At 72.6% G+C, this 15,576-nt stretch carries 9 protein-coding genes; 5 read left to right on the top strand and 4 right to left on the bottom strand.

What is annotated here, in order from left to right:
• Window positions 1-216 precede the first annotated feature (216 nt).
• A complete protein-coding gene (pcrA, locus tag ACIQR3_RS02775; protein WP_403533177.1) occupies window positions 217-2,727 on the top strand; it encodes a DNA helicase PcrA in 2,511 nt (836 codons plus the stop codon).
• A 93-nt stretch (window positions 2,728-2,820) separates the two neighbouring features.
• Here the strand turns inward: pcrA and ACIQR3_RS02770 are convergent, their stop codons facing one another.
• Together ACIQR3_RS02770 and ACIQR3_RS02765 are read right to left on the bottom strand one after the other, a co-directional pair.
• Window positions 2,821-4,548 carry a M23 family metallopeptidase gene (locus tag ACIQR3_RS02770; protein ID WP_403533174.1) on the bottom strand — a complete coding sequence of 576 codons (1,728 nt, stop codon included), beginning with the start codon at window positions 4,546-4,548 and terminating at the stop codon, window positions 2,821-2,823.
• Window positions 4,549-4,802: 254 nt separating this feature from the next.
• The gene (locus ACIQR3_RS02765; RefSeq protein ID WP_403533171.1) at window positions 4,803-5,843 is read right to left on the bottom strand and encodes an esterase/lipase family protein; all 1,041 of its coding nucleotides are present in this window, start codon (window positions 5,841-5,843) and stop codon (window positions 4,803-4,805) included.
• A 472-nt stretch (window positions 5,844-6,315) separates the two neighbouring features.
• Between ACIQR3_RS02765 and ACIQR3_RS02760 the strand changes: the two genes are divergently transcribed.
• Window positions 6,316-6,732, top strand: coding sequence for a cobalamin B12-binding domain-containing protein (locus ACIQR3_RS02760; protein WP_403533168.1), 417 nt, complete (start codon window positions 6,316-6,318; stop codon window positions 6,730-6,732).
• Between the two features lie 186 nt (window positions 6,733-6,918).
• Here the strand turns inward: ACIQR3_RS02760 and ACIQR3_RS02755 are convergent, their stop codons facing one another.
• Both ACIQR3_RS02755 and ACIQR3_RS02750 read right to left on the bottom strand, forming a co-directional pair.
• Window positions 6,919-8,571, bottom strand: coding sequence for a DUF5691 domain-containing protein (locus ACIQR3_RS02755; RefSeq protein ID WP_403533165.1), 1,653 nt, complete (start codon window positions 8,569-8,571; stop codon window positions 6,919-6,921).
• A 94-nt stretch (window positions 8,572-8,665) separates the two neighbouring features.
• Complete coding sequence (locus ACIQR3_RS02750) at window positions 8,666-10,027, bottom strand: SWIM zinc finger family protein (RefSeq protein ID WP_403533163.1); 1,362 nt, start codon at window positions 10,025-10,027, stop codon at window positions 8,666-8,668.
• Window positions 10,028-10,160: 133 nt separating this feature from the next.
• On the opposite strand from ACIQR3_RS02750, the gene ACIQR3_RS02745 reads away from it, so the two are divergent.
• The 3 genes from ACIQR3_RS02745 (at window position 10,161) to ACIQR3_RS02735 (ending at window position 15,406) form a co-directional block, all read left to right on the top strand.
• A complete protein-coding gene (locus ACIQR3_RS02745) occupies window positions 10,161-11,345 on the top strand; it encodes an AAA family ATPase (RefSeq protein WP_403533160.1) in 1,185 nt (394 codons plus the stop codon).
• A gap of 192 nt (window positions 11,346-11,537) precedes the next feature.
• Window positions 11,538-14,228 carry a DUF5682 family protein gene (locus tag ACIQR3_RS02740; protein ID WP_403533157.1) on the top strand — a complete coding sequence of 897 codons (2,691 nt, stop codon included), beginning with the start codon at window positions 11,538-11,540 and terminating at the stop codon, window positions 14,226-14,228.
• Window positions 14,225-15,406 carry a VWA domain-containing protein gene (locus ACIQR3_RS02735; protein WP_403533154.1) on the top strand — a complete coding sequence of 394 codons (1,182 nt, stop codon included), beginning with the start codon at window positions 14,225-14,227 and terminating at the stop codon, window positions 15,404-15,406. Before ACIQR3_RS02740 ends, ACIQR3_RS02735 begins: the two co-directional genes overlap by 4 nt.
• Window positions 15,407-15,576: the final 170 nt, after the last annotated feature.

Genomic DNA, 15,576 nt, shown 5'->3' with positions numbered 1-15,576 from the left:
GCCGGTGGGGGTCGTGCGGCCCGCCCGCACCGTAGCCAACTCGTGTGGCCCCTGTGAAGGTTGAAGGGTGATATGCCCGATACATTTTCGTGACCTAGGGGGCGGCCCTCACGGTGGGTGATGTGCGGTGGCGGGAGCGTGTCCAGCGGTCCGGGTCCGGCCGGGTTTTCGAGGGGGCGTCCGGTTGTCGGTGGGGCGCCCTAGACTCGTAGAGCGATGAGCAGCCTCTTTGACGACAGCTTCCTGGCGAGCCTCCAGGCCCCCCGCGGCCACGAGGAGGAACCTCCGCCACCGCCCGAGGACGAGCACGTACCGGAGCCGATCCCGGACGATCTGTTCGCCGGGAAGTTCGACGTGCCGCCGGACCGGGACCACTACTACCGGGACGGCGCCCCACGCCCGGTACTGGACCCCGCCGCGCTCCTGGACGGACTGAACGAGAACCAGCGCGCCGCGGTCGTCCACGCCGGTTCCCCGCTGCTCATCGTCGCCGGCGCAGGCTCCGGCAAGACCCGCGTACTCACCCACCGCATCGCCCACCTGCTCGGCGCGCGCGGCGTCCACCCCGGCCAGATCCTCGCGATCACGTTCACCAACAAGGCCGCCGGTGAGATGAAGGAGCGCGTCGAGCAGCTCGTCGGCCCGCGCGCGAACGCCATGTGGGTGATGACCTTCCACAGTGCGTGCGTACGCATCCTGCGGAGGGAGTCGAAGAAGCTCGGTTTCACGTCGTCGTTCTCGATCTACGACGCCGCCGACTCCAAGCGGCTGATGGCGCTGGTCTGCCGTGACCTGGACCTCGACCCCAAGCGCTTCCCGCCGAAGTCCTTCAGCGCCAAGATCTCGAACCTGAAGAACGAGCTGATCGACGAGGAGGACTTCGCCGCCCAGGCCGCCGACGGTTTCGAGAAGACCCTCGCCCAGGCGTACGCGATGTACCAGACGCGGCTGCGCGAGGCCAACGCCCTCGACTTCGACGACCTGATCATGACGACGGTCAACCTGCTGCGCGCCTTCCCGGACGTCGCCGAGCACTACCGCCGCCGCTTCCGGCACGTCCTGGTGGACGAGTACCAGGACACCAACCACGCCCAGTACGCCCTGGTGCGCGAGCTGGTCGGCACCGGCGCCGAGCACCCGGTGGACGTGCCGCCCGAGGCCGAGGTGCCGCCCGCCGAACTGTGCGTCGTGGGCGACGCCGACCAGTCGATCTACGCCTTCCGCGGCGCGACCATCCGCAACATCCTCCAGTTCGAGGAGGACTACCCGGACGCGACCACCATCCTCCTGGAGCAGAACTACCGCTCCACGCAGACCATCCTGTCCGCCGCCAACGCGGTCATCGAGCGCAACGAGTCGCGCCGGCCGAAGAACCTGTGGACCAACGCGGGCGCGGGCGAGCGGATCACCGGGTACGTCGCCGACACCGAGCACGACGAGGCGCAGTTCGTCGCCGACGAGATCGACCGGCTCACGGACGCGGGCGAGGCCAAGGCCGGCGACGTCGCCGTCTTCTACCGCACCAACGCCCAGTCCCGTGTCTTCGAAGAGGTCTTCATCCGCACCGGCCTGCCCTACAAGGTCGTCGGCGGCGTCCGCTTCTACGAGCGCAAGGAGGTCCGGGACGTCCTGGCCTACCTGCGGGTCCTCGCCAACCCCGAGGACTCGGTGCCGCTGCGGCGCATCCTCAACGTCCCGAAGCGGGGCATCGGCGACCGCGCCGAGGCGATGATCGACGCCCTCGCCCAGCGCGAGAAGATCAGCTTCCCGCAGGCGCTCCGGCGCGTCGACGAGGCGTACGGCATGGCCGCGCGCTCCACGAACGCCGTCAAACGCTTCAACACGCTGATGGAGGACCTCCGCACGATCGCCGAGTCCGGCGCCGGACCGGCCACCGTACTGGAGGCGATACTGGAACGCACCGGCTACCTCGCCGAGTTGCAGGCCTCCACCGACCCGCAGGACGAGACCCGGATCGAGAACCTCCAGGAACTCGCCGCCGTCGCCCTGGAGTTCGAGCAGGAGCGCGCGGAGGCGGAGGGGGAGCAGGCCGGGACCGGAACCCTCGCCGACTTCCTGGAGCGGGTCGCGCTGGTCGCCGACTCCGACCAGATCCCCGACGAGGAGGACGGCGACGGTGTCGTCACGCTGATGACGCTGCACACCGCCAAGGGCCTGGAGTTCCCGGTCGTCTTCCTGACCGGCATGGAGGACGGCGTCTTCCCGCACATGCGCGCCCTCGGCCAGACCAAGGAGCTGGAGGAGGAACGGCGGCTGGCGTACGTCGGCATCACGCGTGCGCGGGAGCGGCTGTACCTGACCCGGTCGACGCTGCGCAGCGCCTGGGGGCAGCCGTCGTACAACCCGCCCTCACGGTTCCTGGAGGAGATCCCGGCCGCCCACCTGGCGTGGAAGCGGACGGGCGCGAGTGCCGCCGCCTCGTCCGCCGGGCCGGTGTCCGGGGTGGCGGCCTCGCTGTCGTCCTCCCAGTCCCGGTCCCGGTCGCGGTCGTCGGCGTCCGGCGGGTCCGGGTTCGCCACGCGCCGGGCCGGTGAGCAGCCGGCGGTGTCGCTGGCGGTCGGGGACCGGGTCACGCACGACCAGTTCGGACTCGGGACGGTGGTCGCGGTGAAGGGCACGGGAGGCAACGCCGAGGCGACGATCGACTTCGGTGACACCAAGCCGAAGCGGCTGCTGCTGCGGTACGCGCCGGTGGAGAAGCTCTGACGGAACCTGCAGCCCGCGGCCCCTTCGGGGGCCCGGGCCCGGGCGTTCTGCGCCGGGTGGTTCAGGCGTTCCGCGTCCGGGGGTCCGGGCGGCTCACGTCGGGTCGAGGTCGTGGCTGCGCAGCCACGCCAGCGGGTCGATCGCCGAGCCGCCGGAGGGGCGCACCTCGAAGTGCAGGTGCGGGCCGGTCGAGTTGCCCGAGTTGCCGGAGTACGCGATCGCGTCCCCGGCCTTGACGGTCGTACCGGAGGCGACCTGGTAGCTGGAGAGGTGGCAGTACCACGTCTCCGTGCCGTCCTTCGCCGTCACGATCATCATGTTCCCGTACGCGCTGTTGTACTGGGTGCGGACCGTGCCGTCGGTCGCGGCCATGACCGTCGTGCCGTACGAGACGGGGAAGTCGATGCCGGAGTGGACGGACATCCAGTTGATGCCGGACTGGCCGTAGTAGGCGCTGAGCCCGTGCTGGGCCACGGGGAGCGCGAACTTGGGGCGCAGCCGCTCCTTGCGCGCCGCCTCCTGCGCCGCGCGCTTCTTCTCCGCCGCCTGCTCGGCCTTGAGGTCGATGCGCTCCTGGGTACGGCTGGCCCGGTCGGCGAAGTCGTCGGCGCCTGCGGAGAGACTGGCGAGCTGGGTGTCGAGCTTGTTGTTGGCGGCGGACGGTTTCACCGCCTGGGTCCGGGTGTCCGACGCCGAGGCCGTGTTCTCCTTGTCACCGTCGCCGTTCAGGCCGTCGACGGAGGCGGCGGCGATACCGGCCACGCCCATCACACAGGCCGAGGGCACGGCGATGGTCAGCAGCGCGGAACGCTTGGCGGGCTGGCGGCGGCGCGAACGGGATCCGCTCCGGGAAGCCGCGCGGGCGGCGGCGCGGGTGCCGGGCGCCTGCGACGCGTCAGCGGCCGGGGTGTTCTCTTCCTCCTCCTCCAGCAGCGGTGCGACGGTGGGGAGTTCGCCGGTGGCGGCGAGGCCGTGGTCCGGACCGGCGTCGTGCGGGTCGCTCTGGGGGTGGTTCTGGGGGTGGTTCTGCGGTGTGTCCTGCGCGGTTCCGTCGTGCGTCGGCGTGCCGTCGGTGTTCCACTGGGTGGCGTCGTACGCGCCGGTGTCGAAGGTCTGCGTGCCCCAGTCCCACTGCTGGGTCTGGTCGGCGGGGTCCACCGGGGCCGGAGCGGAGGCCGGGGCGCCGGACTGGTCGATCTGGTCGATCTGGTCGATCTGGGCGAGCTGGTCGGTCTGGAGCCAGGCGGTGCTGTCCCACTGGCCGCTGGTGTCCGGAGCCCCCGGCTGCGGCGGCACGGTGGGCAGGGGCTGACAGCCGTCCGCCCAAGTGGCGGTGTCGAAGGCCCCGGTGTCGTACGCGGCGTGGTGCTGAGCGGCGTACGCGTCGTAGTTCAGGGTCTGGTGGCCGCCGGTGTCCAGGAGGGGGTGCCCGCCGGTGTCCAGCGTGTGGTGGCTACCGGTGTCCAGCGTCTGATGCCCGCCGGTGTCCAGGGTCTGGTGGCTGCCGGTCCACTGGGTGGTGTCGTACGTGCCGGTCGTGTCGTACGCGGTGTACGCGCCGGTCGTGTCGTACGTGGCCGTGGCGGCAGCCGCGGCGGTCGTGGCCGCGGCGTAGGGAGCGGTCTCGTATGCCCCGGTGTTCTGATCCGGGAGATCGCCGAAGAGCGGGTCCGCGGCAAAACCAGTGGTGTCGTAGCCGTTGTACGTGGTGAGGTCGCCGTACTGGGCTTCCTGGATGCCGTACGACGCGTAGTGCGCCGAGGCGGCTTCGGAAGCCGCGGCCGGGGCGGTGGGGGTCCCCGACGGGTGACGGTCGTTCACCAACTTCTCTTTCGCCTCGACAACAGGGGCTGCCAGAGCAGTGCGGCGACTGTACCCGGCGGTACGCGGGCGCGACAATCTTCCTCAGGTTTCGCTCGCGCAGGAAACGGGCAATCGGCCGTGATTCGGCGGACTGCGGGCACGGGTTTGGCCTTGTGTTCGAGGGTTGTTCGATGGGTCGGTCGCGGGTGAACGTCTTTCCGTGTTCGGTGGACGCGCGGTGGATGCCGGATGCGTGGCCTGTCAGACGGCTGTCAGGCGACGGTGAGCCCGGTGGGGCCGGCGGAACCGGTCGGGTCGTCGGGGCCGGCCTCGGACGGTGCGCTGATGTCGCTCGCGTCGAGGGCCTGCCGGATTCCGGTTGCCACCGCGGGGTGAACCGGCAGGGCCAGATGGCCGATGCCGCTGACCCGTACGTTCTGCGACAGCAGGTCCGGGTGGTCCAGGCGGGCCGCCTCCAGCGGCACCATCAGCGGGTCCAGGTCGCTCCAGAAGCTGACGAAGCGGGTGCGGCAGCCGGGCGCGGGGCGGGCCAGTTCTTCGATCACCGGAGAGCCGGGGCGCATCTGGCGCACGATCGGGTGCGCGTTGGCCAGCGGCGCCACGCGGGTGCCGGTGTGCGGGGTGCCGAGGGTCACCAGCATCCGGACGCGCCGGTCACCGCCGAGGCGCTGGACGTAGTACCGCGCGATCAGCCCGCCGAGGCTGTGCCCGACGATGTCCACCTGGTCCTTGCCCGTGCGCTCGCAGATGTCCTCCAGGTGCCGGCCCAGCAGCTCCGCCGCGGTGCGTATGTCGCAGGTCAGCGGTGAATAGTTGAGCGACTCGACCTGTTGCCTGCCGTGCTGCGCCAAGCTGCGGCGGAGCAGGACGAAGACGGACCGGTTGTCGATGAAGCCGTGCAGCAGGACGACCGGAGGGCGGTTCTCGGCCTGCGTCGGCAGTCGCGGGGGTGCGATGGAGGTTCCGGCGGCGGGGTCGGCGGCGGCGCGGTTGTCGGGGGTGGGGGCCTCGGCGACGGGGGCCGCGGTGGCCGTGGCGGTGGCAGTGGCGGCGGCGTCGTGCTTGGCGGAGGGCTGTCGGTCCGGCGAGGCCGGGGCGGGCAGCGCCGGGGCCGACCGGCGCTCCTGGATGATGCCCGAGGGGTAGAGGATGACGTGCCCGGCCAGGATCGCGATCTCCAGGGCCGTCGCCTTCAGCAGACCCACGGACACGCCCGCCACCTTCACCGGCAGAACCGGTGCGAGCCGCTGACACAGCGGACGAAAGGGCTGCACTGCCCAGCTGACCTTCATGGCCGGCCTCCCGTCGGTACGCGGAAGAACGCCTCTGTCTCCCGTGTGCCCTCATGGAGAGCCGTGACACGGGTGCCGGGCGGTGCAAATGGGGTACGGCGTGACTTCTGTGAGGGGTGGGGTTCGGCGTACCGGTGATGAGCTGGTGGTTCGCGTGCTCGTGCCGTCTGGCCCGCGCACTGTCAGCGCACTGTTAGCGCACTGTTAGCGCACTGTTAGCGCGCTGTCCGCGCGCTGCCCGCGTGCTGTGCGTGTCCCCGTGTTCACTGCCCGTGTGCTGTGCTGCCCGGTGCGTCCGTGTCGGGCGCGGCTCTCCTTGCGCGCTCCCGCCGATGGTCGGAACGCTGCGCGGTCAATATGTTCTTCTGTGTGATTTCCCCCTCGGTGGCCATCGCGAAACTGCCGGTTGCGGGATGCTGGAGATAACGTTCGTTCACTTCGTCAGAGGTCGCTTCATGTCATGGAGGCAGTGATGGGCGTGGCAGCCGGACCGATCCGAGTGGTGGTGGCCAAACCGGGGCTCGACGGCCATGACCGAGGGGCCAAGGTGATCGCGCGGGCGCTGCGCGACGCGGGTATGGAGGTCATCTACACCGGGCTCCATCAGACCCCCGAGCAGATCGTCGACACCGCGATCCAGGAGGACGCCGACGCGATCGGCCTGTCCATTCTCTCGGGTGCGCACAACACCCTCTTCGCCGCCGTGATCGACCTCCTGGAGGAACGGGACGCGGCGGACATCCTGGTCTTCGGGGGCGGGATCATCCCGGAGGCCGACATCCCGCCGTTGAAGGAGAAGGGCGTCGCGGCGATCTTCACCCCTGGCGCGACCACGACGTCGATCGTGGAATGGGTGCGGGAGAACGCGCGGCAGCCTGCGGAGGCGTGAGGGAGAGGCGTCGAGGCGGTCGAAGGGAGAGGGGCGGAGGCGAACAGGGCGGGGCGGGGAGGCGAACGGAGGGCAGGACGGGGAGGGTAGGCGTACGGAGGGCAGGGCAGGGCAGGGAGGCGTAGGCGTACGGAGGGCTTAGCAGGGAGGAGCGGGCAGGCGCGGTACGGCGGGGGCGGCCGGACGTCAGCGCGGCTTCTGGGTGCGGGGAACGTCCGTGAGGGCCGGGCCCGGCTCCAGTTCTTCCGCCATCGTCGCGCGCAGCCGCAACGTGGTGACCAGGCGCTGGAACGCCTCCGCCCAGTACCCGCCGGCTCCGGGTGACGCGTCCTCCGGCTCGTCCGGTATCGCCGACAGCCCGTCGAAGCGGTCCGCCTCGGAGGGGTCGAGGCACCGTTCCGCCAGGCCCATGACCCCGCTGAAGCTCCAGGGGTAGTTCCCCGCGTCCCGAGCGATGTTGAGGGCGTCGACCACCGCCCGTCCCAGCGGCGCGGCCCACGGCACCGCGCACACCCCGAGGAGCTGGAACGCCTCGGACAGACCGTGTGTGGCGATGAACCCGGCGACCCACTCGGCGCGTTCGGCGGCGGCCAGGACACCGAGCAGCTTGGCCCGCTCGGCCAGGGACACCGCGCCCGGCCCTCCGGCCTCGGGTGCCGTGGGTGAGCCGAGCAGCGCCCGTGCCCACGCGGTGTCCCGCTGGCGTACGGCCGCCCGGCACCACGCGGCGTGCACCTCGCCCTGCCAGTCGTCCGCCACCGGGAGCGCGACGATCTCCTGGGGCGTCCGTCCGCCCAGGCGCCCGGTCCACGTCGGGAGAGGCGCCGCTTCCAGCAACTGACCCAGCCACCAGGACCGCTCGCCCCGTCCGCTGGGCGGCTTGGGGACGACACCGTCGCGCTCCATGCCCGCGTCGCACTCGTGCGGTGCCTCCACGACGATCGTCGGGACGGTCCGGGTGCGGTCGACGGACACGCAGGTCACCGCCCTCGCGGCCATCCGCTCCGCGAGTGCCGAACCCGGCAGTGCCGACAGCAGCTCCGCCGCCGTCGCCCGTACGTTGCGGCTGCGGTCGGCGAGCGCCTGCTCCAGGAACGGTTCGTCGTCCGGGCCGAGGCCCGTGCGGAGCGAGTCGAGGAACATCAGGCGATCCTCGGCCCGTTCCGTCGCCCAGGTGGTGGCGAGCAGGTCACGGGCGTCGGCGGGGTGCCGGGCGCGCAGGGACGACAGGAGCGCGACCCGCTCGGCGAACAGGCCCTCTTCCCACAGCCGGCGGACCCGGTCCGCCTCCTCCGGGCGCGGCAGCGCGGAGTCGCCGCCCGGTGCCGCGCGCAGGGCGAACCGCCAGTCCGGGTTCAGCCGGGCCAGCCACAAGGCGCGGGGTCCGGCGAATTCCAGGGCCGCCGGGCGCAGGTCGGTCCGGCCGCGCGCCGCGTCCAGCAGTCCGGGCAGTGCCTCCGGCGGGGCCGCGTACCCGTGGTCGTTCGCCGCCGCCAGCCACTGGGGCAGCAGTTCCATGAGGTCCGGGGCCGACCCGCGCCGGCCGCCGCCCGTGCCGGGACGGTCCGTGAGCAGCAGGGCGAGCCTGCGGGAGGCGGCCTCCGGCAGGGGCGGACGCTGATCGGCGGGGGCCGGCGCCGGACGCTCCGCCGGCCGGGCGGGGCGCAGGGAGGCCCTTCTGCGGACGGTCTCCATGGCCGCCGCGTCCAGCAGGGCCGTCGGAGCGTGCGGACCGGGTGCGCAACCAGGCGGAGTACGCCGTTCCGTGCCGAGCAGGGCCGCGGTGACCAGTTCCTCCCAGACGGGCGGCGCGGTCGCGGGCGCGGGTGTCCTGGACATGCGGTTCCTTTTCCTGGAGAGGGTGGGGCGGGTGTCTGAAATGTCGAGGAGGCGGCTCGGGAAGAGGGGAGCGGTTCGGAGGAAGGCAGGTGGGTCAGTGCAGCGGCACCGCCGGGCCCGGGCCGGCCGGCCATGCCGTCAGCGGGGTGAAGCCCCGGTGGCCGCACTCGCCGAAGACCTTGACGGGCGCGCCGCCCGACAGCGCGACCAGGCGCCACAGGCCCGGGCGGTTGCGGGCAGCGGGCGTGAGAGGCAGGGCCGTGTCGCCGTCGGCGTCCGCCAGTTGCCAGCCGTCGCCGTCCGGGACCGGTATGACCCCGTCCAGTGTCACCGGTACGGAATCCAGCCAAGGATCGTCGCGGAGGGCCTCGCCGTAGCGGGCTGCCGCCCGGGACGTACTGATTCCCGGGGGACGTTCCTCCGTCACGGCGGGCGGGGCGAGCCGCTCGCCCAGGGCCGCCCGGTACTGGCCGGCTCCCGGATAAGGGGACACCTCCGACTCCAGTGCCAGTCCCACCGGCAGCGCGAGTTCCGGGGCCCGGCCGGCCGCGCCGTAGGAGAGGAGCAGGGCGGTGCGGTCCGACTCGGTCCCGTACAGCCAGACCCGGCGCGTGGTCAGCCGCGCGTCCGCCGTGTCGTACTGGGCGAGGACCAGCCACCGGTCGCGGACGGCCGGTCCGTCCGGCGACGCGGGCAGACCCACCCGCGAGCGGACGGTCGCCGCCAGCCCCTCCGGCAGGCGGTCACGGCGCAGCCAGCCCTGGTCGAGCAGGTGGAGCAGGGCGCACTCCTCCAGCAGCCGGACCGGCCAGCCGGGGCCGGACGACGGGATCGAACCCAACTCGCGGGCCCGGGCGGCGAGCCCGGGAGCCTGGGCGTCGACCATGCGGGCCGCGGTCTCCTCCCACAGCTCGTACCCGGCCGTCTCCGCGCCCGCCAGGCCGCCGCGCAGCAGGTCGGTCAGGCGCTGCTCCAACTCCGTGGCGCCCGCGGAGATCCGCTCGGCCCGGCGGTCTGCCCGGCGCCGCGCCGCCTCCGGATCGGCGGACGCGGAACCGGAGCCGGAACCCGAGGTCTCCGCCCGTCCCTTCCGCTCCGCTTTCCCCCGCCGCGCCGACAGCCACTGCTCCGCCCAGTCCGGTGCCTGGGCCGACGGCACCGCGCCGTCCCCGCCCGTCCAGAGCAGGAGCAGACCGAGCGCGTGCTTGCACGGGAACTTGCGGCTCGGACAACTGCACTTGTACGCGGGCCCGCTCGCGCCCGCGAGATCGACGACCGTCTGGTACGGCTTGCTGCCGCTGCCCTTGCACAGTCCCCACACCGCCCCTTCGTCGGTACATCCCGCCCCGGACCACGGCCCGGCCGTGCCGAGTTTGCCGCCCGCTTTCCGTGACGACGCGTCAGGCGCCAGTGCCAGCACCTGGTCCGCCGTCCAGCGCTCCCCCTGCTGAGTCATGCCGTCGAAGTTAGGACCTGCCACTGACAATCACCCTTCGCGACGGCGTTTGTGCAGGTCAGAGCGATTGTCAGTGGTGTGGTGCACCGTTGATGCCAGATCCGAACCGGCCGAGCTGGAGGGGGACTCAGCCATGCCTGTGTCCGCAGAACCGACGTCCGTCGACCCGAGCCAGAACGGGTCCGCGCCCGTGCACACGGACGCGGACACCCAGACATCCGCAGGAGTGCGGGAGACCGATCAGGCCCTCCGCCCGCACGCCGAGAACGCCTTCGCCGGCGAACTGGCCGCGCTCGCGGCGCAGGACGACCGCCCGCGCCCGGCCCGCTGGAAGCTGTCGCCGTGGGCCGTCGCGACCTACCTGCTCGGCGGCACCCTGCCGGACGGCACGGTCATCACGCCGAAGTACGTGGGCCCGCGCCGCATCGTCGAGGTCGCCGTCACCACGCTGGCCACCGACCGCGCCCTGCTCCTGCTGGGGGTGCCCGGCACCGCCAAGACCTGGGTGTCCGAGCACCTGGCCGCGGCGGTCAGCGGTGACTCGACGCTGCTGGTGCAGGGCACGGCCGGCACGCCCGAGGAAGCGATCCGGTACGGCTGGAACTACGCGCAGCTGCTCGCCCACGGCCCCAGCCGGGACGCCCTGGTGCCGAGCCCGGTCATGCGGGCGATGGCCGAGGGAATGACCGCCCGGGTCGAGGAACTGACCCGTATCCCGGCCGACGTGCAGGACACGCTCATCACGATCCTGTCGGAGAAGACGCTGCCGATACCGGAGCTGGGCCAGGAGGTCCAGGCGGTCCGCGGCTTCAACCTGATCGCCACGGCCAACGACCGCGACCGCGGCGTCAACGACCTGTCCAGCGCCCTGCGCCGCCGCTTCAACACCGTCGTACTGCCGCTGCCGGAGAGCCCCGAGGCCGAGGTCGAGATCGTCTCGCGCCGCGTCGACCAGATCGGCCGCTCCCTCGACCTGCCCGCCGCGCCCGACGGCATCGACGAGATCCGCCGCGTCGTCACCGTCTTCCGTGAACTGCGCGACGGGGTGACGACCGACGGACGCATCAAGCTGAAGTCGCCCAGCGGCACGCTGTCCACGGCCGAGGCGATCTCCGTCGTCACCGGCGGGCTCGCGCTGGCCGCGCACTTCGGCGACGGCGTGCTGCGCTCCGGCGACGTCGCGGCCGGCATCCTCGGCGCCGTCGTCCGCGACCCGGCGGCCGACCGCGTCATCTGGCAGGAGTACCTGGAGACGGTCGTCCGCGAGCGCGACGGCTGGAAGGACTTCTACCGGGCTTGCCGGGAGGTGAGCGCATGACCGGCATAACCGGCATCACCGGCATCCGAGGGGCGTCACGGAGGACGGAGGGACTTGGGCTGATGGCGTACGACGGGCAGGTCCTGATGGGTCGCTCCGGTGACGAGGACGACACGACGTGGTCCTGCACGGGCGCTCGTGGATCAGCGGGAGTCCGGGAATCCATGGGGGAGTTCAAGGGAGGAGGACGGTGTGACGGGCACTGACGCCCAGGTCCGCGGGGGTGGCCCGCTGCTGCTGGGCGTACGGCACCACGGGCCGGGGTCGGCCCGCGCGGTGCGGGCGGCGCTGGCTGCCGCCCGGCCCCGGGTTGTTCTGATCGAGGGACCGCCCGAGGCCGACGCCCTGGTCCCGCTGGCCGCCGACGAGGAGATGCGGCCGCCGGTCGCCCTCCTCGCCCACGCCGTGGACGAGCCCGGCCGCTCGGCGTTCTGGCCGCTCGCAGAGTTCTCACCGGAGTGGGTCGCCCTCCGCTGGGCCTTGGACCACGACGTCCCGGTCCGTTTCTTCGATCTGCCGGCCACGCACACGCTGGCCTTGCGGGAGCGGACGGAGGAGACGGGTGAGTCGGACGAGCCGGGTGAATCCGGCGAGTCGGCTGAGTCCGGTGGGCCGGCTGAGTCCGGTGGGCGCACGGCGTCCGATGCGCCCGATCACGCGGGTTCGGAGGGGCTGACCGTGCGGACCGCCGCGCGGACCGCCGTGCGGACCGATCCGCTCGCCGCGCTCGCCGAGGCCGCCGGGTACGACGACCCCGAGCGCTGGTGGGAGGACGTCGTCGAGCACCGGGGCGCGGGAGAGGACGACCCGCTCGCACCGTTCGCCGCGCTGGAGGAGGCGATGGGGGCGCTGCGGGAGACCGAGGCGGCGGAGGGGACGCGGGGGGCCGGCTCGCCGAGCCCGTCGGGACCGCCGGGGGCGGACACCGAGCACGACCGGGACCTGGTGCGCGAGGCGTACATGCGGCTGCAGGTCCGGGCCGCGCAGCGCGAGTTCCCGGGCGGCGTGGCCGTGGTGTGCGGGGCCTGGCACGTGCCCGCGCTGCGCCGGAAGACCGCCGTCACCGCCGACCGGGCGCTGCTCAAGGGCCTGCCCAAGGTCAAGGTGGACATGACATGGGTGCCGTGGACCCACCGCAGGCTGTCCCGGAGCAGCGGCTACGGCGCGGGCATCGACTCACCGGGCTGGTACGGGCATCTCTTCGAGGCGCCGGACCGGCCCGTCGAGCGGTGGCTGACCAAGGTCGCGGGGCTGCTGCGGGAAGAGGACCGGATCGTGTCCTCGGCCCACGTCATCGAGGCGGTGCGGTTGGCCGAGACGCTCGCCGTGATGCGGGGACGCCCGCTGCCCGGCCTGACCGAGACGACCGACGCCGTGCGTGCGGTGATGTGCGAGGGGTCGGACGTACCGCTGGGCCTGGTGCACGACCGGCTGATCGTCGGGGACGTCCTGGGGGAGGTGCCCGAAGCGGCGCCGGCGGTACCGCTGCAACGCGATCTGACCCGGATACAGCGCCGGCTGCGGCTCAAGCCGGAGGCGTTGGAGCGGGAGCTGGAGCTCGATCTGCGCAAGGAGAACGACACCGAGCGCAGCAGGCTCCTGCACCGGCTGCGCCTGCTCGGCGTCGGCTGGGGCGAGCCGGCCGCGTCACGCGCGGGCACGGGCACGTTCCGGGAGACCTGGCGGCTGCGCTGGGAGCCGGAGCTGTCGGTGCGGGTCGCCGAGGCCGGCGTGTGGGGCACCACGGTGCTCTCCGCCGCGACCGCCAAGGCCGAGGCGGACGCCGTCGCAGCACCGCACCTCGCCGATGTCACGGCCCTCGCCGAACACTGCCTGCTGGCCGAACTGCCGGACGCGCTCCCGGTGGTGATGCGGATCCTGGCCGACCGGGCGGCGCTGGACACGGACGTCGGCCGGCTCGCCCAGGCGCTGCCGGCCCTGGTCCGGACCCTGCGCTACGGCGATGTGCGCGGTACGGACACCGGTGCGCTGGCCGGGGTGGCCGCGGGCCTCGCCGAACGGGTGTTCGTCGGTCTGCCGCCGGCCTGCGCCGCGCTGGACGCGGACGGGGCCGAGGAGATGCGGCGCCATGTGGACGCGGTGCACGGGGCGGTGGGCCTGCTGGGTGACGCCCCCGCGCCCGGCCACGGTGACCTGCGCGCCCGCTGGCGCCGGGTGCTGCGGGTGCTGTCCGCGCGGGACACCGTGCCCGGCGTCATCCGGGGCCGCGCCGTGCGGCTCCTGCTGGACGACGGGGAACTGCCGGCGGAGGAGGCTGCCCGCCTCATGGGGCTGGCGCTCTCGCCGGGGACGCCGCCGGCGGACGCCGCCGCCTGGATCGAGGGCTTCGTCGGCGGCGGCTCCGGGGGCGGGATGCTCCTCGTCCACGACGAGCGGCTGCTGGGGCTGGTCGACGCGTGGCTGAGCGGCGTACCGGAGGAGGCGTTCACGGACGTCCTGCCGTTGCTGCGGCGCACGTTCTCGGCGTACGAGCCCGGAGTGCGGCGCACGCTGGGCGAACTGGTGCGGCGCGGGCCCGGGGTGCGGGGGAGCGTGGCCACCGGCGGTTCCGGCATACCGGGCTTCGCGCCCGAGCCGGATGCCGTACGCGCCGACGCGGTGGAGCCTGTGGTGCGGCTGTTGTTGGGCCTGGATGATCCGGGTTCGGGTTCGGGTTCGAGTTCGGCTTCGGATGCGAGTTCGGGCACGTGGGTGAGTGGGGGTGCGGGCGCGGGCGGGGGCGCGGGTGGCGGACCGGTCGGCTCGACGGGGCGCGGTGGCGATGGCCGCGGTCGGCAGGACGGCGACGTCAGGGACGTCAGGGACGTCAGGCACGACGGGGACGGCAGGGACGGCAGGGATCTCGTGGGGGTGGAGGCGTGACGATCTCATCGGTTGAAACGGGTGATCCGGGCGCGGAGCGGTTGCGGCGGTGGCGGCTGGTGCTGGGCGGTGACGCGGCCGACGGCACCGGATGCACCCTCACCGGGCGCGACGCCGGGATGGACGCGGCGCTCACCTCGCTCTACGGCAAGGGGGACAAACCGCAGACGGGACAGGGAGGACGGGAACGTTCGGCCGGGCTCGGGGCGTCGGCGCCGTCCGTGGCGCGCTGGCTGGGAGACATACGGACGTACTTCCCCTCCTCCGTCGTCCAGGTGATGCAGCGCGACGCGATCGACCGGCTCGGGCTCTCCACGCTGCTGCTGGAGCCGGAGATGCTGGAAGCGGTGGAGGCGGACGTGCACCTCGTCGGCACGCTGCTCTCCCTCAACAAGGCGATGCCGGAGACGACGAAGGAGTCGGCACGGACCGTGGTGCGCAAGGTCGTCGAGGACCTGGAGAAGCGGCTCGCCACCCGGACCCGGGCCACGCTCACCGGTGCCCTCGACCGCAGCGCCCGGATCAACCGGCCGCGCCATCACGACATCGACTGGAACCGCACGATCGCGGCCAACCTCAAGCACTATCTGCCGGAGTACCGGACGATCGTGCCGGAGCGGCTCATCGGCTACGGGCGGGCGTCCCAGTCGGTGAAGAAGGAGGTCGTCCTCTGCATCGACCAGTCCGGGTCGATGGCGGCATCGGTCGTGTACGCGTCGGTGTTCGGGGCGGTGCTGGCGTCCATGCGGTCGATCAGCACGCGGCTCGTCGTCTTCGACACGGCGGTCGTGGATCTCACCGATCAGCTCGACGACCCGGTCGACGTGCTCTTCGGTACCCAGCTCGGTGGCGGCACGGACATCAACCGGGCGCTGGCGTACTGCCAGTCGCAGATCACCCGGCCTTCGGAGACGGTCGTCGTGCTGATCAGCGACCTCTACGAAGGGGGGATACGGGACGAGATGCTCAAGCGGGTGGCGGCGATGAAGGCGTCGGGGGTGCAGTTCGTGACGCTGCTGGCGCTGTCCGACGAGGGGGCGCCCGCCTATGACCGGGAGCACGCGGCGGCGCTGGCCGCGCTGGGCGCGCCGGCATTCGCCTGCACGCCGGATCTGTTCCCGGACGTGATGGCGGCGGCGATCGAGAAACGGCCACTGCCGATACCTGACACGGTGTGAGGGCCGAGGGGGTGTGATGGCCGGGGGTGGCGTGTTGTCGGTGGGTGGGACTACCTGTCGGTAGTGGAGGGCTTGCGCAGACTCCGTATATCCGTGCGATTATCGGCGTCTGTCAGCGGTGACTCGGCGATGCGCTCGTCCGCATCGCTGTGCCGCTGTACCGCGTCGCG

Source organism: Streptomyces sp. NPDC090994 (assembly GCF_044768905.1).
Lineage (GTDB): Bacteria > Actinomycetota > Actinomycetes > Streptomycetales > Streptomycetaceae > Streptomyces.
The sequence above is the reverse complement of the archived record's forward strand: the minus strand, read 5'-3'. Positions and strand labels throughout refer to the sequence as shown.